The organism is Aquimarina muelleri DSM 19832 (assembly GCF_000430665.1).
Lineage (GTDB): Bacteria > Bacteroidota > Bacteroidia > Flavobacteriales > Flavobacteriaceae > Aquimarina > Aquimarina muelleri.
In genome coordinates, this window is record NZ_AUML01000042.1 from 1 (window position 1) to 19,620 (window position 19,620).

Annotated in this window: 17 protein-coding genes; 10 read left to right on the top strand and 7 right to left on the bottom strand. The window is 30.4% G+C overall.

The window, feature by feature from the left end; genetic code table 11:
- On the top strand, positions 1 to 306 hold a 306-nt coding region (tnpA, locus tag H527_RS0115765; RefSeq protein WP_027413589.1), incomplete at its 5' end, for an IS200/IS605 family transposase.
- A gap of 114 nt (positions 307 to 420) precedes the next feature.
- Here tnpA and H527_RS0115770 read toward each other — a convergent pair.
- The 6 genes from H527_RS0115770 to H527_RS0115795 all read right to left on the bottom strand — a co-directional run bounded on the left by H527_RS0115770 (position 421) and on the right by H527_RS0115795 (position 5,932).
- The gene (locus H527_RS0115770; RefSeq protein WP_027413590.1) at positions 421 to 1,239 is read right to left on the bottom strand and encodes a hypothetical protein; all 819 of its coding nucleotides are present in this window, start codon (positions 1,237 to 1,239) and stop codon (positions 421 to 423) included.
- Positions 1,240 to 1,694: 455 nt separating this feature from the next.
- Positions 1,695 to 2,555, bottom strand: a complete 861-nt coding sequence (gene rluF / locus H527_RS0115775) for a 23S rRNA pseudouridine(2604) synthase RluF (protein WP_027413591.1) — start codon at positions 2,553 to 2,555, stop codon at positions 1,695 to 1,697.
- A gap of 23 nt (positions 2,556 to 2,578) precedes the next feature.
- Complete coding sequence (locus tag H527_RS0115780; RefSeq protein WP_027413592.1) at positions 2,579 to 3,418, bottom strand: alpha/beta hydrolase; 840 nt, start codon at positions 3,416 to 3,418, stop codon at positions 2,579 to 2,581.
- Complete coding sequence (locus H527_RS0115785) at positions 3,415 to 3,783, bottom strand: cupin domain-containing protein (protein ID WP_027413593.1); 369 nt, start codon at positions 3,781 to 3,783, stop codon at positions 3,415 to 3,417. The genes H527_RS0115780 and H527_RS0115785 overlap by 4 nt, the downstream gene beginning before the upstream one ends.
- A 7-nt stretch (positions 3,784 to 3,790) precedes the next feature.
- Complete coding sequence (locus tag H527_RS0115790) at positions 3,791 to 4,357, bottom strand: hypothetical protein (protein WP_027413594.1); 567 nt, start codon at positions 4,355 to 4,357, stop codon at positions 3,791 to 3,793.
- Positions 4,358 to 4,396: 39 nt separating this feature from the next.
- Entirely contained in the window at positions 4,397 to 5,932 is a 1,536-nt protein-coding gene (locus H527_RS0115795; protein ID WP_027413595.1) for a helicase HerA-like domain-containing protein, read from the bottom strand.
- 111 nt (positions 5,933 to 6,043) lie between these two features.
- On the opposite strand from H527_RS0115795, the gene H527_RS0115800 reads away from it, so the two are divergent.
- The 4 genes from H527_RS0115800 to H527_RS0115815 all read left to right on the top strand — a co-directional run bounded on the left by H527_RS0115800 (position 6,044) and on the right by H527_RS0115815 (position 9,831).
- Positions 6,044 to 6,502, top strand: a complete 459-nt coding sequence (locus H527_RS0115800) for a RidA family protein (protein WP_027413596.1) — start codon at positions 6,044 to 6,046, stop codon at positions 6,500 to 6,502.
- A gap of 323 nt (positions 6,503 to 6,825) precedes the next feature.
- Positions 6,826 to 8,556 (top strand): sensor histidine kinase, encoded by a 1,731-nt coding sequence (locus H527_RS0115805; protein WP_155837920.1) that lies wholly within the window; start codon positions 6,826 to 6,828, stop codon positions 8,554 to 8,556.
- 16 nt (positions 8,557 to 8,572) lie between these two features.
- Positions 8,573 to 8,995: a response regulator gene (locus H527_RS22370; protein ID WP_035088416.1), complete on the top strand. Its 423-nt coding sequence runs from the start codon at positions 8,573 to 8,575 to the stop codon at positions 8,993 to 8,995.
- Between the two features lie 206 nt (positions 8,996 to 9,201).
- On the top strand, positions 9,202 to 9,831 hold the full coding sequence (locus tag H527_RS0115815) for a 7-carboxy-7-deazaguanine synthase QueE (RefSeq protein WP_027413598.1): 630 nt from the start codon (positions 9,202 to 9,204) through the stop codon (positions 9,829 to 9,831).
- Positions 9,832 to 11,350: 1,519 nt separating this feature from the next.
- Here the strand turns inward: H527_RS0115815 and H527_RS0115820 are convergent.
- Entirely contained in the window at positions 11,351 to 11,884 is a 534-nt protein-coding gene (locus H527_RS0115820) for a DUF2911 domain-containing protein (RefSeq protein ID WP_027413599.1), read from the bottom strand.
- Between the two features lie 277 nt (positions 11,885 to 12,161).
- On the opposite strand from H527_RS0115820, the gene asnB reads away from it, so the two are divergent.
- The 5 genes from asnB (at position 12,162) to H527_RS0115845 (ending at position 19,600) form a co-directional block, all read left to right on the top strand.
- Positions 12,162 to 13,826 (top strand): asparagine synthase B, encoded by a 1,665-nt coding sequence (gene asnB, locus H527_RS0115825; protein ID WP_027413600.1) that lies wholly within the window; start codon positions 12,162 to 12,164, stop codon positions 13,824 to 13,826.
- A gap of 823 nt (positions 13,827 to 14,649) precedes the next feature.
- The gene (gene gyrB, locus H527_RS0115830) at positions 14,650 to 16,590 is read left to right on the top strand and encodes a DNA topoisomerase (ATP-hydrolyzing) subunit B (RefSeq protein WP_027413601.1); all 1,941 of its coding nucleotides are present in this window, start codon (positions 14,650 to 14,652) and stop codon (positions 16,588 to 16,590) included.
- Positions 16,591 to 16,731: 141 nt separating this feature from the next.
- The gene (locus H527_RS0115835) at positions 16,732 to 17,733 is read left to right on the top strand and encodes a DUF6588 family protein (protein ID WP_027413602.1); all 1,002 of its coding nucleotides are present in this window, start codon (positions 16,732 to 16,734) and stop codon (positions 17,731 to 17,733) included.
- A gap of 109 nt (positions 17,734 to 17,842) precedes the next feature.
- Entirely contained in the window at positions 17,843 to 18,769 is a 927-nt protein-coding gene (mdh, locus tag H527_RS0115840; protein ID WP_027413603.1) for a malate dehydrogenase, read from the top strand.
- Between the two features lie 213 nt (positions 18,770 to 18,982).
- Positions 18,983 to 19,600: a hypothetical protein gene (locus H527_RS0115845; protein WP_027413604.1), complete on the top strand. Its 618-nt coding sequence runs from the start codon at positions 18,983 to 18,985 to the stop codon at positions 19,598 to 19,600.
- The last annotated feature ends 20 nt before the right edge of the window (positions 19,601 to 19,620 follow it).

Below are 19,620 nucleotides of genomic sequence, written 5' to 3' on the forward strand. Positions count from 1 at the left end.
TGTGATTCTGAGGATATTCAAATCTTAAAGGGAGTGATTTCTAAAGATCACGTTCATATGCATTTAGAGTATCGTCCATCTCAAAAAGTAAGTGATTTAGTTAAGAAATTAAAAGGTAGAAGTTCTAGAAAGCTTCAAGAGGAATTTCCTGAATTGAAGCATAAATATTGGGGCAGACATTTTTGGGGTATTGGATATGGTTGTTGGAGTACTGGTAATATTACTGATGAAATGGTAAATGAGTATTTGGAGCATCATCGAAGACCAGATGATGGTAATGCAACGAATTTCATAATCGAGAAATGACCATTGTGTGACTTTAAGTCACGAGCCCGAACCTATGGACTTTAAGTCCATAGTGGTTCAGTTATCCAAATAAGTTTTTTTGTAACAACTACTCTTATTGGTACAAGAATTAAACTATTCAGCTTTTTCCAGAGCTTCAAAAGCTTCTAAAACATTTTTAATAGCCTTTTTTTCTTGTTTACTAATTGTTCTTGTATCAAGATCATCTTTACCAACAAATTTTATCTTTATGGTTTTTCCAGAAGCGATAGCTTTTATCATTGGCATATCTAAACCCTTTATAACTCGATCTATCCACTCTCTTTTTCCTTCAGATTCTTCTTTTGAGTTGAATTCTCCAGGAGTATATTCTTCTATTTCAAAAGTTTTTCCATCTACAATTATTTCAATTCTTTGAATGAAGAGCCAATCATTTTTAGCGAAATAATTTATAGATAAAGCTAACCATGGTTTTCTTTTTTCTTTTTTACCAATATAGGTCTGAATATAATTTTGATCATTAGTATAATTTGAAGATTTGTCAGAGTACCAAGTTACTTCATTATCAACATCATATTTCTTTTTCATTTTAGAAATAGCATTTTTGTAATCTTCATTATTATTCTCTTTTAATTGATCTTTTTCGAGGGCTTTAGAGGTTTCAATAATTTCTTTTTCTACTTTTTTAAGTAAACCCTTACCTTTTTTTGTTTCTTTAGAGTTAGGGTACTTATCTATAAGAGAAATTAGTCGATCTTTACTTTTTAGATACTCTAATGCATCATAATATTCGTTTGCTTGTTCAAAAATCTGACTAGGGGTTAACTGACATTCTGCAATTTCATTTTTAAGCTTTTCATTTTCTTGTTTTAATTTGTCAAAGTCGGCTTGCGGAACACCACAACTAACTAGTACTATTAAAATGATAATATTAAAAAGTAAACTTGTTTTCATAGTTAAGTTTTTATGGTTACTGAGGATTGTTTGTCTTTAAAAACATTGACAAACAGGTAAATACAGGTCTTAGGGTTAGTATAAATATAATAAAAAGTTTTAAAAGACATGATTTAGTCACACCTCTGGAGTAAAACCCAACGTACGGCAACGTTTTAAGTGCTTCAAAATCAAATGTATTTTATAATTGTAAAAAACATATAGATGTTTGTTTATTTTTCTTTTTTACAATCTAACACACAGTTGGGTAGTATGTTTGTTTTTTATAGTAGTGGTATTGGGCTGCTCAGAAACGATAAATTTAAGTAAGTTGTGTTCTGCCAGACTAAGCTGTTAAGTTTATAAAGAAAATACCACTTGATCATGTTTTCTTTAAACGAAAAAACAAAGGTGATTAGCTTATTTTAAAGAACAATAAATTGGTAGGATATTTTATTAGTATAAGATCAAAAGAATTAATTTTTTCGATCTCTACGTTTTTTATCTCTAGTTTTTTGTTTATTGGTATCTTTTTTTTTCGGATTCTTTTGAGTAAAATTCTTAGAAGGATTACTGTTTTTTTTAATTTTAGGTTCTTCTAATATAGAAGCCTCTTCGGTTTTACTTGAATCCCCTATATCAGAATATAGGATTTTTAATTCTTCATTTGTAATATACCTCCATTCACCAACAGGGACATCCAATGTAATATTCATTATCCTAATTCTTTTTAGTTTAATCACATCATACCCCAGATATTCACACATTCTTCGGATTTGGCGATTTAATCCTTGTGTTAATATGATTCTAAAATCGTATTTACTGATTTGTTCAACTTCGCATTTGCGTGTTATAGTATTAAGTATAGGGATTCCATTACCAATACGTTTGATAAAAAGAGGGCTTATTAGCTTGTTTACAGTTACTAAATATTCTTTTTCATGATTGTTTCTTGCTCTAAGAATTTTGTTAACGATATCTCCGTCGCTTGTTAAAAAGATGAGTCCTTCACTAGGCTTGTCTAATCTTCCGATCGGAAAAATACGCTTAGGGTAATTAATAAAATCCACAATATTATCTTTTTCATTTTGCGCTGTCGTACAAACCACTCCTACAGGTTTGTTAAAAGCCAGATAAACATGTTCTTCTTTTGGTTGATTAATACGTTCGCCATCTACGTGCACAATATCTTCTGGCGCAACTTTAGTTCCCATTTCTGGAATTTTGCCATTAATAGTTACACGACCTTTATCGATTAGCTTATCCGCCTCTCGACGAGAGCAATAGCCAACTTCGCTTAAGTATTTATTAAGTCTGGTAAGTTTAGAGTTTTCCACAATGCAAAGGTGGCTATAAAAAATTAATCTTTCAAAAAATCAATAATCATATTATCAACTTCATCATGAAATAACGAATGGCCATAATTTTCAGTAGAAATAAAACGTACCTCATTCCAATTTTCACTTATAGCTTCTGCTTCGGTATAAGGGGCGATAGGGTCATTTTTATCATGTATTAATAGGCCTTTTTTATTTATTTTTTTTGAAAAAATAGAAGCAGAAAATTCTTCAAAATAGAATCCATGTTTCTCTTTGAAGTATAAATTTAACGCTTTCATGAATTTAGGAGAGAGTTTTAAAATATCCTGATACCCTTTCATTATTCTAGATAAATCTGATGGGGGAGCAAGCATTATTAATTTTTCTATTTCTATGCTTGGATAGGTATATTGATGAAATATAGTTGTCATTGCTCCAATAGAATGCCCTAATATGTGATTTGGGCGATATAATTCTACTATTTTTTGAAGACATTTTGTGTATAGAGGAATATTTAATATTTTCCCAGATGAATTACCATGAGCAGGGGCATCAAATGCAATAATATTATATCTTTCTTTATGTAGCTTCTGGATAAGGTTTTTCCAACGATGTGTATTGCTTTCCCATCCATGAACTAAAAGTATGGTTTCTCCCATATTAGACCATCTATAGGTTTGGATATAGATATCTTCAATTAAAATAACTTCATCTACAGCTTCTTCCAAAAAAAATTCTTGTTCCAGTAATACTTTCCCTTTTCTTGGAGTAGAAAACAAGATATAGGCTTTGTGAAGCGCCTTTTTTGGGTAAAAAAAGAAAAGAAATTGGATGTATTTTCCAATAATAACAGGTAAATAATTTTTAAACTTTTCTTTCATTCATTTTCACGGTGTACTGTTTCCGGAGTAAACGCCGGAAGACAAATGGCAAGATATTCGCATTCTTCATTAAAGGGATTAGTATATTGAACTTTTGTGTGTTTTTCTATTTTAATAGATTGACCTGCTTCTAAAACTATTTTTTCATCCTCTATTATAAATTGTTTTTTGCCTCGTATGATATAAGTGTACTCGTCAAATTCTGGAGTTTGAAAAGGCTCACTCCAATTTGGGGGAGCAACCATGTGTGCAATACTTATTTTAGATTCCTTATTGGATGTCATTCCAAAATGCTCTTCAATTAATTTTCCGTCTGTTGTCGGAACAATAAACGGAGATTTTTGAATATAATACTTTTTACTCATCTTTCTTTTAGTTAGAATTCCAGTGTATCCAAAAGTTTTTGATCTTTGCAGAATCAGGAATATCTTCAACTTTTATTTTTTTATCTGTGGTAAACTCAAAATCTTTGGATAGTTCTTTTTTATCTATAGTAAAATAAGCCTGAATACTATCTATAAATATAACAGCTGTACTTAGGGTGTTGTTAATTTTTGAAATTTCGTAATGATCTTTAATATCTTTAAAAGTACTATTAGAGGATAATCCAGATGCTGTTTTATATCTAGGGTCTATTATTTGAATATTCTCTATAGTAGATGTTGAATCCCCTTCATTATTAGGTTCTAATATTAAAAGCTTGGCACCTCCTTTTTCAAAAACTTCTATTTCGTTTTTATTATTTAGATATTTATCATTGGTAGCTATTCTTACAACGGAATCTTTTGCAAAAATAGAGTCTAATTGTTTGATTTTTATTTCATTAGTTAGTAATCCTATTCTGTTTTTAGTGATTTCAAAAGGATTTTGTTGTTTTTCTTTTTGACAACTAACGATAAATAACGAAACGAAAAGTACTCGAGAAATTATTTTTATCATGATAAACTAATTATATATTTCTTTTATTAGTAACGTAATTTATTTTAATAACTTATTAAGTACTCCCAGAGCACCCCTTATAAAAGTGGCACTGGTTAATACTTTTATAACTGCTTTTTCTGTAGCGCTGGTTCTTCTATTTCTTGACGAAGAATTAGAGGAGCCTCTATCTAATTTTTCTCTTTCTTTTTTGGCAGCAACCTTTGCTTCTTCAGCTTCAGCTTTTTCTATTTTATCATTTAGTAGTTCATAAGCACTTTCTCTATCAATTTCTTCGTTATACTTAGGGATAAGTTTTGATTTTTTTAGATGATCCTTTAGTTCCTGTTCGCTTAAAATATCCATTCTACTCATTGGGGCGCGAAGCATAGTTGCTGCTAGAGGTGTAGGTCGCCCCTTTTCATCCAGAGCAGATATTAAAGCTTCTCCAATACCTAAGGATGTAAGTATTTCTTTAGTGTCATAATACTCTGAAATCGGGTAATTTTCAGCAGTTAATTTAATAGCTTTACGATCTTTTGCAGTAAATGCTCTAAGTGCATGCTGTACTTTCAACCCTAATTGACTTAGTACTCCATCTGGTATATCTGTTGGGTTTTGAGTTACAAAATATAAGCCTACACCTTTAGATCGAATTAGTTTTACGATACTTTCTATTTGTCCCATTAATGCATTAGAGGCTTCTTTGAATATTAAGTGAGCTTCGTCTAGGAAAATTACTAATTCTGGTCTTCCGCTGTCTCCTTGTTCTGGAAATGTGCTATATATTTCGGCAAGAAGGCTAAGCATAAAAGTAGAAAATAACTTGGGCTTATCTTGTATATCTGTTAATCTAATAATATTTATAACTCCTCTTCCATTTTCATCAATTCTACATAAATCCTGAACTTCAAAAGATTTTTCTCCAAAAAACAGATCTGCTCCTTGTTGTTCAAGTTCTACTATTTTTCTCAAAATGGACCCTGTTGATGCTGTAGAAATTCGACCATAGTCTTTTTCTAATTCCTCTTTTCCTTCTCTAGTAGCAAATTGTAATACCTTTTTTAAATCTTTTAGATCTAATAAGGGTAATTTATTATCATCACAATACTTAAAGATGATAGAAATAATACCTGCTTGCGTTGTAGTAACATCTAAGATTCGTGAAAGTAAAACGGGGCCAAATTCACTAACTGTAGCTCTAAGGCGCACACCATCCTGATCAGAAAGAGATAGGATTTCTACAGGAAACCCTTTAGCTTCAAATGGAATTCCTATTTTTTCATGGCGTTCATTAATCTTTGGATGCCCTGGGCTTGCTGCTGCGATCCCACTAAGATCCCCTTTAATGTCCATTAAAAGAACAGGTATTCCTTGTTCACTCAGGTTTTCGGCTATGATTTGCAAGGTTTTGGTTTTACCAGTACCTGTAGCCCCTGCAATCAATCCATGACGGTTTAATGTTTTTAAAGGGATTTTAACATGCGCATTGGCTATAGTTTCTCCTTTATACATGGCTGCTCCCATGGTTATAAAATCACCTTTAGTTATATAACCTTTGTTAATATGATCAAAAAATGCCTGATTGTCATTCATAGTTGCATATTTTTTTTGATAAAAATAGGGATCTTAACTTTTTTATTGAAATTATAATCTACTTTTAATAGAAAGTAGATTATAATACTAATTTAAAAATATATATTATTCATGAAAATACTAGTAATGCTTAGTTGTTTTTTTGTGTTTATAACTAGTTGTAAAACAAAGTGTTTAAAGACTGTAGATACAGTTGTCTTTCATAAAACACACGAGTCTAAAAAAAGTGAAGCTCCATTTTCCGATATTGTACAGGTTGGAAATTTGTATTTTCTTTCTGGTCAAATAGGTATGAACCATAGTGTTAGGGAATTGGTAGATGGTGGCATAGTACCTGAAACTAAACAGACTTTGGAAAATATTAAGGCGGTTTTAGAAAATCATGATATGAAAATGGAAAACGTTGTAAAATGTACTGTGATTTTGGCAAATATCGAAGATTTTTCAGCTTTTAATGAAGTGTATAAAAAATATTTCCCAAACAAACCAGCAAGAACAACTTTTGCAGCAAAAGGACTTGCAGTAGGGGCTAGGATAGAAATAGAATGTGTAGCTGTTACAACTAAATAACTATGAAATAAAGTTTTTAGCTTACTTAATATCTTATAAAAGATAATAAAATAATATTTGTTTAAATATCTCCTGATTTTGTTAAAATATAATGAAATATTATTTTTTTTAATAATATTTATTCAGGAAATTAATGGTTACCTTTAAGTACCCCTATTTGAAGTTAGTGTAAAAATGAATTTTTTCATTTCAGATTAAACTTCTTTTTTTTGATTCTGAATTTACTTACCGTATAATTAACTGTTTTCTAGAAAAAAAATATTTTAGGTAAATTCTATATCAGTTATAATAAATTAATATAAAGATTTTAATACTTGTATATTTTGATAAAAAAAATCCTATTTATCTTTAGTATATATTATTTGCCAATTTTAGGGTTAAGCTCTTTAATTGTTAAGTTAGCTTATGATAAGCAGTATAGTAACCTAGATACATTACAGAAAAAAGACCTTTATTATAAGAAAAAACTAGTAAAAGAACTTTTGAATCCGATAATAGCAAATGTGTTTTATTGGAGTAACTATAATTTTTCAGAAAATGATTTTGATCCTAAAATGAATGGAGGATTAGGAAAAGAATTTGGAGATTTTTTGATAGGGATGAGTAACTACAGTCAATTTCGATTGATAGATAATATGGGGCAGGAAGTTTTTAGACTTAATAGAAGTGAAAAAGGCAATGTTTTAAGAGAGGCAATTTTACAAGATAAAAGTTATAGCAAATATTTTCAAAATACAAACCAGCTTAAAAAAGGACAGATTTACCTATCCCCCCTTAACTTAAATGTTGAAAACAATATTTTAGAAATACCATACTCTCCAACAATAAGAGGTAGTGCCCCCATATTTGATTCAGAAAACAAAAGGTTGGGAATTGTTATTATAAATTTTAATGCACAAAAACTTTTAGAGATTTTAAAAAATGATGATGATTATTCTTTTACATTAATAGATAATAAAGGAAATTATTTAGCAACGAAAGATAAAAAGAAAGATTTTTCTCATATAATACCAAATCAAGAAAAAAGTAATTTTGCCTCCATGCATCCAAAGGTTTGGAATATTCTAAAAAAAGAAACAGACACTTCGTTTGTAAAAGATAAGGACTTATGGGTTAAAATTCAATTTAATTTTAAGGTAGAGCTAGCAAATCTTCCTGTTTTTCAATATAAAAATTCAGATATAGAAACATCTAATAATTGGTTGTTGATTAATCAAATCCCATATGAATTAATACAGAAAAAACTAAATAAATTACTATTTGCAGTTTTAGTTTTTAATATACTGGTTATTATTTTTTTGTTTTGCTTTGTGTTACTTAGATTAAAAAGTAAAAAAGCAAAAAAGGAATATTTAAGAGAACTAAAAAGCATAAATAAAAAGTTAGAAATTCGTAATTACCAACTTAAAGGATATAATAATATGGTAGCTCATAACCTTAGAGCTCCTGCTACAAGTATTTCTGCATTAATATCTATTTTAGTCTCTAGCACAACTTATGATGAGGCTAAAGTCTTATTTCCTAAACTAACAACTGTAACTTCTAATATTAATTTATTAGTAGATGATTTGTTTACATATGTAGAGATACTTAACAATGATAAACCAAAAATAGAACGATTAGATTTGAATGAAATAGTCAATAGTGTTTTAAATATACATAAAGATACTTTACTAAGTAATTCGATTCATGTTACTCAAGAGTTTGTCGAATGGAATGAGGTGCAATTTTCTCGGGATTATTTGAAAATTGTACTACAAAACTTAATATCTAATGCTATAAAATATAGGAATTTAAAAAATAATTCCTATATTTATATAAGGTCTTCATTTAAGAACAACAAAAAAATCATTACTATAAAAGACAATGGACTAGGTATAAATTTGAATAGATATAATCATGAAATATTTAAGTTTCATAAGAGATTTCATAAAGGGGTCTCTGGAAGAGGAATGGGACTGTTCATTACAAAAACAATATTAGAGTCATTAGGAGCAAGAATAGAAGTGGAAAGTAAAATTAATGAGGGGACAATTTTTACTATAATATTTTAATTTAAATAAGAAGGATATGGTACTTTCTTTAGTAGACGATGATGAGATATTTCAATTTATAATTTCTCGATGTATAGCAAATATTGATTCCTCGATTAGGGTTAAATTATTTAAGGATGGGGAAGAAGGTATTAATTATCTACGAACTAATTTAGGGTTATTAGATGAGTTGCCCGATATCATTTTGTTAGATATTAATATGCCATTCATGGATGGATGGCAATTTTTAAAAGAATTTCAATACTTAAAACCTTCTTTAGAAAAGAAAATTTTTATTTACTTACTTACTTCCTCAAAAAATCCAGAGGATTTAAATAGAGCTAAGCAAATTGGTGAGCTTACAGGGTATTTGGTAAAACCTATTACCAGAGCAGAGCTACAAACTCTAATAGAAAAATTTCCACTAGAGTCTTGGTATAAGGAGTCTTGTGCTTCGTAGAAATATTTTTTATTTATCGAATTTCCAGAAATATAAAAAATAGATTAAACTTCATTTTTAGATAATTTAGTAATTTCATTTAGAGATCAGGGATCTGTAGATTATATGCGTTTGTAAGTTAAAAATATAGCTACTGGATGATCTATACCTTTTTTATCCGAACTATTGTATTATCGGTTGTATTTATTATTTACCTTTGCATTCTTATGCAAGAGAGAGTACAAAAATTGGTTAATATTGGTAAGATGCTTCCTTTAATGGAAGAGTTTTATACCATTCAAGGAGAAGGATTTCATAAAGGAACAGCAGCGTATTTTATAAGAATAGGAGGATGTGATGTAGGGTGCCACTGGTGTGATGTAAAAGAAAGTTGGAATGCAGATTTACATCCCCCTACAGATACAGATTTAATAGTAAGCAATGCATTAAAATATAGTGATGTGATTGTAGTTACTGGAGGAGAGCCTCTTACATGGGATATGACATTGTTAACAGAAGGACTTAAGAGTAAAGGCGCTAAAACACATATCGAAACTTCAGGAGCTTATCCATTAACAGGAATATGGGATTGGATTTGTCTTTCACCTAAAAAAATAAAACTTCCACAACAAGAAATTTATGAAAAAGCAGATGAGTTAAAATGTATTATATATAATAACAATGATTTTGTTTTTGCAGAAGAGCAGGCTTCTGAGGTTTCAGAGAATTGTGTGTTGTACCTTCAGCCTGAATGGAGTGTTCGTGAAAAAATAATTCCTTTAATAGTAGATTATGTTATGAAAAATCCAAAATGGAAAGTTTCTCTCCAAACACATAAGTACTTAAATATCCCATAATATTTTAAAATTTAGTGACTTACAAGATTTTTTAGTTGTTTATACAAGTATTTGCAATCTAATTTATTACGTAGAAACCATCTTAAGACAAAGGTTTTTGTTTTTTTGAATTTTTAAATAGAAGGAAAAAGACTACTATTATTTTATTTTTTAAGCTTATGGAAGTATTTCAGCATATTTATTTTGTATTTATGTCGAAAACCTAAAATTTATATATTAATTAACTTTAAATAAATGTTAATTGTTTCTATTTTTACATAACTAACTTAAAATAAAACAATTATGAGAAATTCATACTTCATTTCTGGGTTAAACTTTAAATCTTTTATTAATTTTTTAAAAGAATTACCAGGAGCTTCTCTTTATGCTATGCGTAGATAATACATAATAGAACTAGAGAAGTTAGATACACTACTATTAAAAAATCTAAAAAAGACCATTTAGCATTAGCTAAATGGTCTTTTTTATGTTAAAAAAATAAAAGAAAACAGTATTGAATTGCTTAATAAACTTGCTTTAAAGTTAAGAACACAATAAAAACTGAAATTTTCCTAGTTCATAATAACATTATTATGTTAAGCTAAAAAGCATACGGTAGTTTTGGCGTCAGAGCTTGAAGTAGTTTTAAGTTACAATAAATTTCTATTATATGATATGTATTTAAGTTGTACATGAGAATTCTAACCCTATTTGTCTACTTTTTAATGATAATAGTATTTTTTGAGAGAAGTTATAAAATTAAAAAGGGGGAGAAAACCCCTAAAAACTAATCTTTTACCGTAGGAATTTTCTTTTTACTTGTAGATGAAAACCTTTGAAATAATGATTATGGCGTTTTTAGTGTTATTTATATCGAAAATTTACTTTTATGAATGTTAATTTTTTTAGACTAGCTCAATTGCATATTATCTTTGTATAACAAAATATAAATCAAAACATTATGAGACTATTTTACGGTATTATGGTTATTGATATTAAAGCATTAAAAGTGTTTTTGAAACAATTACCATCGGCTTGTAGTGATGCAATCCGTAGATAATAATATTTTTTAAAGTTGTTGAGGGACAATTTAAAAAAAGATACAGACAAAATATAAAATTTTGTTACGTATTTGTAAAAGAATTAAAGGGATTATCCTATTTTTCTTCTATAAAATGACAATAAGACGAATAACTAACAGTTTGTAAATGAGGTTTTTGTGCCTATCATCGAGAAAACCTTAGTTTATGTCTAAAATGTATAAAAAACATTGAAAATCAGTTATATAGATATTATATTTATGTAAACTTTTATTATTAATTATTAAAAAAAGAATATATGGGGCTATTTTACACAAAATTTAGAGTAACTTTTAAAGTTGTAATGGACTTTTTAAAAGAATTGCCTGAGGCATCAGGTCATGCTATCCACAGGTAAAAAAAAAGGAAGGAATATGTTATTATATCTTTCAGGATACTAATAGCAAAGTTGAGGAAAAAATAGCTTGAAAATTAAATTTTCAAGCTATTTTTTTATAAAATTATAAGTAAAAAGGAACTTCTATACGTGTAGTATCCCATCCCATGATCATATGGTAGCCTTTGTCTACTTTATTAAATGTAATAGAAAAAACCTCTAATTCTTCACCGTTTGCAACTGGTACTTTAATTCTTGCAACATCTTTCTTCTCATCATACGTATAAGCTCCCCAACTATCCAAATCAGAGTTTATAATAATAGTCCATTCTTTTTCTCCAGGAATAGTAAATAAAGAGTATGTTCCTGCTTTTATGCTTTTATCTCCCATTTTGACATCCTCAAAGAATTTTATTTCGGTAGCTTCATCAGCACCTGTTCTCCATACTTTATCAAATGCAGCTAGATTACCAAAGATTTTACGCCCCTTTTTTTGAGGACGACTATATATTACTTTAATTTTTGGTTTTGCAGCTCTTTCTTTTTTTGCATAAGAAATATCAGTAGGACTTTTTTGTAGTTCTGCAAATTTTTGAGCATTTATAGAAGATAAAGTGCCTAGAAACATTACAACCATTAATAAGAGTGATTTTTTCATAACGTGAATTTAATTTTTAATTATAAATGTAAAGATATTAGTGAACTTACAAGAGAAATGTTAATCAAGTCTATAAATTCTGTTAAATGTTTTGAGTACTAAATTGATATAGGTAACAGTTTGATGTTTCTCTAAGAGAATGGTTATTTAAAAGTGATGTTTTTATTGTTATTTTTTATTTTTGATATTAATTAGTAATCTAATATGTGTTTATTGTTTTTATTATGTAGTTATAATTGCATTTTTGGCTTCATAATCATAGATAAATAATAGAAATATGTGTGGAATTGTTTGCGCTTTTGATATTAAGCAGGATGTAGAGGTTTTAAGGCCTCAACTATTAGAAATGTCTAAAAAAATTCGACATAGAGGCCCAGACTGGAGTGGTATTTACTCTAATGAAAATGCGATTTTAGCACATGAGAGATTAGCTATTGTTGATCCAGTTTCAGGTAAACAACCTTTGTTTAGTGCGGATAAAAAATTAGTGCTTGCTGCAAACGGAGAGATTTATAATCATAGAAAACTACGAAAGCAATTTGAAGGGGTGTATGATTTTCAAACAGAATCAGATTGTGAAGTGATTTTAGCGTTATACCAAGAAAAAGGAGTAGAATTCTTAGATGATTTAAATGGTATTTTTGCATTTGCATTATATGATGTCGAAAAGGATACGTATTTTATCGCTAGAGATCATATGGGGATTATCCCTTTATATATAGGGTGGGATCAAAACGGAACTTTTTATGTAGCTTCGGAATTAAAAGCTTTAGAGGGAGTTTGTACTAAAATAGAATTGTTTCCTCCAGGACATTATTTGAGTAGTATAGATGGAGAATTTAAAAAATGGTATGTAAGAGATTGGGTAGATTATGATGCTGTAAAAGATAATCAAACTAGTATTGATGAGGTTAGAGATGCTTTGGAAGCTGCAGTTCATAGGCAGTTGATGTCCGACGTTCCTTACGGGGTGTTGTTGTCTGGTGGTCTAGATTCTTCTGTTACTTCTGCTATTGCAAAAAAATATGCAGAAAAACGAATAGAATCTGGAGATACAAAAGATGCATGGTGGCCAAAATTGCATTCTTTTTCAGTAGGATTAGAAGGTTCTCCTGATTTAGAAGCAGCTCAAAAAGTAGCAGATCATATTGGAACAGTGCATCATGAAATTAAATTTACTATTCAAGAAGGTTTAGACGCTATAAAAGATGTCGTATATAATTTAGAAACCTATGATATAACTACTATTAGAGCATCTACACCAATGTATTTAATGGCAAGAGTTATTAAATCTATGGGAGTAAAAATGGTATTGTCTGGAGAAGGAGCAGATGAAATTTTCGGAGGCTATCTGTATTTTCATAAGGCACCAAATGCAAAGGAATTTCATGAAGAAACGGTGCGTAAACTTAGTAAACTCCATATGTATGATTGCTTGCGGGCAAATAAATCACTTGCAGCATGGGGGATAGAAGGTAGAGTGCCATTTTTGGATAAAGAATTTATGGATGTAGCAATGCGTATTAACCCTCAAGATAAAATGATTAATGGCGAAAGAATGGAAAAATGGGTTATTCGAAAAGCTTTTGAGTCTTATTTGCCAGAAAGTGTGGCTTGGAGACAAAAAGAGCAGTTTTCTGATGGAGTAGGCTATAGTTGGATAGATACCTTAAAAGAAGTGGTAGATATAGAGGTTACAGACGAACAAATGGCTAATGCTCATTTTAGATTCCCTATTCAAACACCTCAAAATAAAGAAGAGTTTTATTATCGCTCTATTTTTGAAGAACATTTCCCTAGTGATACTGCAGCTTTATGTGTTCCTCAAGAACCATCAGTGGCATGTAGTACAAAAATAGCATTAGAATGGGATGAGGCTTTTAAGAACATGAATGACCCTAGTGGGAGAGCGGTTACTAATGTACATGAAGAAGCTTATTAGATAGAAAACCAGAAATATGAGTTAATAGAATTAAGTATAAAATCCCTGTATTATATATTCAGGGTTTTATTCCATAAAGATGAAATCATAAACAAGCTACAAAGATTAATTGTAGCTTGTTTATGTAAAAAAGTAAATATTCTTGTTTTTAAAATATGGAATCAGTTGCTTCTATATTCTCCTTCTTGTTTCTATTCATTATTTTGTAAAGTAAAAAAATAGCCATCATATGTTACTTTGTCGCCTATAGAATAAGATTGTTCAGAAGCATATGGAAATATTTCATCACAGATATCGCTAGGGTTTCTGTCATTAGGGTATTCTTTATTAGTGCCTTCGATATCTAAAGGAGGCTTGCCTCGAAAACAAAATATATTTTCGAAAGCATACCTCGTGAGCTTGCTCCGAGGTTATTAATTTTAAAGAATATTATTGTTCGCTGGCTTAAACTTGTTAACCTACTATCTATTATAAGTTACTTGTTGATTTTGTTGTAAATTATGGTAATAACAAACTAAGCTGATATTCTTTTCTTTAGACTTGTGGCGGGTATTTATCATTAGAAAAGGTTTGTTATTTATATTTTTCGATTTCTAAAGCGGTTAGAGTGATTTAAGGAATATTTTATAAACTAAGAAATACTTTGGAATTCGATTTAAGATGGTTTTTATCGTTTTTAAGAGTGTTTTTTTGTTTCTTAGTACTATTTCTTAATTAATTGTTGATAACTCGTTAAATCCTTCTTGATAAAACCCTTTGATACTTTTGCTCTTTTTTTATCTTTGTTTGTTGTCAAAAAATAAAATAATTAATAAGGGATTTTATGAGCGAAGAAGCTAATAAGAATAATTACTCCGCCGATAGTATTCAAGCATTAGAAGGTATGGAGCATGTACGTATGCGCCCATCGATGTATATTGGAGATGTTGGAGTAAGAGGATTGCACCACTTAGTGTATGAAGTAGTGGATAACTCTATTGATGAAGCACTTGCTGGACATTGTGATACAATAGATGTTACTATAAATGAAGACAATTCCATAACTACAAAAGATAATGGTAGAGGAATCCCTGTAGAAATTCATAAAAAAGAAGGTGTTTCTGCTTTAGAGGTAGTAATGACAAAGATTGGTGCTGGTGGTAAATTTGATAAAGATTCTTATAAGGTTTCAGGTGGATTACATGGTGTTGGTGTATCCTGTGTAAATGCACTTTCAGATCATTTACACGCTTATGTGCATAGGGATGGTAAAGTTTGGGAACAAGAATATGAAAAAGGAAAACCTTTATATCCTGTAAAATCTACAGGAGAAACCGATTTTAGAGGTACTGTAGTTACCTTTAGACCAGATCCAACTATTTTTCAACAAACCTTAGAGTATAATTACGATACTTTGGCAAGTCGTATGCGCGAACTGTCATACCTTAATAAAGGAATCACTATTAAGCTAACTGATAAGCGTAATAAAGATAAGGAAGGGAACGATGTTGAAGAAATTTTTCATTCTGAAGAAGGTTTAAAAGAATTTGTTAAGTTTTTAGATGCAAGTCGAAGCCCTATTATAGGAGATGTAATCTCTATGGAGGGAGAGAAAAATGATATTCCTGTAGAAGTAGCTATGATTTATAATGATTCGTATGCAGAGAATCTTCATTCTTATGTCAACAACATCAATACACATGAAGGAGGAACTCATCTTTCTGGATTTAGAAGAGGTCTTACTTCTACACTTAAAAAGTATGCAGATGCTTCAGGAATGCTAGATAAGCTGAAGTTTGAAATAGCGGGAGATGATTTTAGAGAAGGATTGACTGCTATTATTTCAGTAAAAGTTCAAGAACCGCAATTCGAAGGACAAACAAAAACTAAATTAGGAAATAGAGAGGTTACTTCAGCTGTATCACAAGCGGTTTCTGAAATGTTGGAAAATTATTTAGAAGAAAACCCTAATGATGCAAAAATAATTGTTCAGAAAGTAATTCTTGCAGCCCAAGCACGTCATGCCGCTAAAAAAGCGAGAGAAATGGTGCAGCGTAAATCTGTAATGAGTATTGGAGGGCTGCCAGGTAAGCTTTCAGACTGTTCAGAACAAGATCCAGCATTATGCGAAGTGTTTTTAGTCGAGGGAGATTCGGCAGGAGGAACTGCAAAACAAGGTCGTGATCGTATGTTTCAAGCAATTCTGCCATTACGAGGAAAAATATTGAACGTAGAAAAGGCAATGCATCATAAAGTTTTTGAAAACGAAGAAATCAAAAATATTTTTACTGCACTAGGAGTAACTATTGGTACAGAAGAAGATAGTAAAGCATTAAACCTGTCAAAATTAAGATATCATAAAGTAGTTATTATGTGTGATGCCGATGTCGACGGTAGTCATATTTCAACATTAATTTTGACTTTCTTTTTCCGTTATATGAAAGAGTTGATCGAAGCAGGGCATATATATATAGCAGCTCCACCACTTTATTTGGTTAAAAAAGGAGCAAAGAAGCAATATGCATGGAATGATGATCAACGAGATATGATAATGAAAGAGTTTGGAGAAAGTTCTAAAATACAAAGATATAAAGGTCTTGGGGAAATGAATGCCGAACAATTATGGGATACTACAATGAACCCAGAGTTTAGAACTATGCGTAAGGTTACTATTGATAATCTTGCAGAAGCAGATAGGGTTTTTTCGATGTTAATGGGAGATGAAGTGCCACCACGTAGAGAGTTTATAGAGAAAAATGCAGTATATGCAAATATAGACGCATAATACTTTTAGAGTTATATTTAAGATCCGCTATATATTGGTATAGCGGATTTTTTTTATATTGCAAACCCTTATTATGTTGATTAAAATTTAAAAATTGCATGTTTGTAATTTAAAATTTAATTGGTGTTAAATCCAAATCTTATGAAAAAATGTACTTTGCTATTAGTGCTACTACTTAATCATATCAGTTATGCACAGACAGAGATTGATCAAATTCTAGAAATTGGGATTGAAAATGCACAAAGATTTAGTAAAGATTATTTTGCGTCAGCAGGAGAGTCTTTGGTAAATGCTATGTCAAATGGATGGTATAGTACAGCAAAGACAAAAAAACTATGGCATTTTGAGGCTGGCATTGTCGGTAATCTTTCTTTCGTGAGGGAGGAAAAACAATCATTTATAATGAATACTGCAGAGTATACAGGCTTAACATTTAGAGATGGATCTAATAGTCAAAGTGTTAGTAATGCTCTTGGGTCAAGTCAAAATGATATAACTGTTGTTTTTAATGAAGGAACTCCAGAAGAAGTAGAAGTAGTGTTGCCAAATGGTATAGGGGATTCAGAAACTAACTCTTTACCAAGTGGATTTATTCAAGGATCTTTAGGTTTGATTAAAAGTACTGAAATTAAAATACGGTTTTTACCAAAAATTAAGGCAGTGCAAGGTGCAGAGATACAATTGTATGGTGTTGCTTTTCAACACGAATTTACAGATTGGGTTTTTCCATTAAAGAGGTGGCCTGTACATCTTTCTGCATTGTTAGGGTATACTAATGTAAAAGGTTTTTATGATATCGAAGGAGATGATAGTGTTTTAGGAACAGGCAGGGAAGTACGTTTAGTTACAAATTCTTGGTTACTTACAAGTATCGTATCTACCAAATTTCCTGTTTTTAATGTTTATGGCGGGTTGGGTTATTATTTTGGTTCTAGTAATGCAGATGTATTAGGGGTTTATCAAATTCAAAAAGGACCATTAAGATCACAAACTATTGAAAACCCAATAAGTGTAAAGAGTAAAACAAAAGGTGTAAAAGCATCTATAGGAGCAAAAGCTAAATTTGGTATTTTTAGTGCAAACTTAGATTATACCCTTCAAAACTATAATAACTTTTCTCTAGGGCTTAATTTTGGCTGGTAATTAACAGTCTATTTGTTAATTAATTCATCAAAGAATTTGTATTTTCGCGAGGGTATTGAAGTTATTTCAGTATAAAGTATAAATATTAATCAAAATAAGACATAAAACGATGAAAGTTACAGTAGTAGGTGCTGGTGCGGTGGGTGCTAGTTGCGCAGAATATATAGCGATAAAGAATTTTGCTTCTGAAGTAGTGTTATTAGATATTAAAGAAGGATATGCAGAAGGAAAAGCAATGGACTTAATGCAAACAGCATCTTTAAACGGATTCGATACTAAAATCACAGGTACTACAGGAGATTACTCTAAAACTGCAGGTAGTGATATTACTGTAATCACCTCAGGGATTCCTCGTAAACCAGGAATGACAAGAGAAGAGTTGATAGGTATAAATGCAGGAATCGTTAAAACAGTAGCTACAAGCTTAATTGAGCATTCTCCTAATACAATCATTATTGTAGTTAGTAACCCTATGGATACGATGACTTACTTAGTACATAAAGCTACAGATCTTCCTAAAAGTAGAATTATAGGAATGGGTGGAGCTTTAGATAGTGCACGTTTTAAATATAGACTTGCTGAAGCATTAGGGGCTCCTATTTCAGATGTTGATGGAATGGTTATAGGAGGACATAGTGATACAGGAATGGTGCCGTTAACTAGATTAGCAACTAGAAATAGTGTGCCTGTATCAGAGTTTATTTCTGAGGATAGATTGCAACAAGTAGCAGAGGATACAAAAGTAGGAGGAGCTACATTAACAAAATTATTAGGTACCTCAGCATGGTATGCGCCAGGAGCGGCAGTGTCTGGATTGGTACAGGCAATCGCTTGTGATCAAAAGAAAATATATCCATGTTCAGTACTGTTAGAAGGAGAATACGGATTAAATGATTTGTGTATTGGAGCACCAGTAGTTTTAGGTAGAAATGGAATTGAAAAAATTGTAGAAATAGAGCTTAGTGATGCAGAAAAAACTAAACTAGCAGAGAGTGCAGAAGGAGTTAAAAAAACAAATGGATTGTTAGAGTTATAACTCATTCGGATAATAAAATTTAACTAGAGCTACTTTTTGAGTAGCTCTAGTTGTTTTTAAACACTTTTTACAAATAAGGTTTTAAATTAACAAAGCCTTTGCCTAAAAGAGATTTAGGATTTTTTTTACGTTTTGAAGCTGTTCTAGGATTTGTAATAAATATTTGTTTGAAGACTTTAAGAAATGCAGTTTTTATTTTTTTATATTTGCGGGATGAAGAAAAAATGGTACTTCGGTATTTTAATTGCTACACTAGCATTGCTTGTTGTTATTCAACAGCAAACCGTTGTGCCTAATCAAGAGATTGTATTAGAATTTGTTGATATCGAGATCACTTCTTTAGAAGCTCAAAATGCGATTGCTATTGTGAAAAAACAGTTGCAATCTATAGGGATAAAAAATACCAGAGTATCAGAAGAGTTAAAAAATGGTAAGCTTAAAATTACTTATTACAGTGATGTAGATGTAGAGGATATAAAAAAAATACTTTCTAAAGAGAGAAACGTAGAGTTAGATCCTATTTTTTATGATAATGAAGATAAGGATTCTTTTCCCTTAAATGAAAATTCAAAAGATTATAATTTAGATGTTTATGAAATTCAAAAAAGTACAGAGTTGTCCTCTGACTTTATTGGTAAATATGTTTTAGAAATAAAAAATGAACAGGGGGAGTATTCTAGCTCTAATACCTGCAATTTTATTTCTGATGTTGATGAAAGTTATATAGACAGGCTTGTAAAAGTAGCCCAAATAGTACATGCAAATATTGCAATAGCAATAGATAACGCTTCTCATAATATACCAGAAGTAAGAGCTGGACCAATCTCTTGATTGGAGTTCAAAGTTTCAAG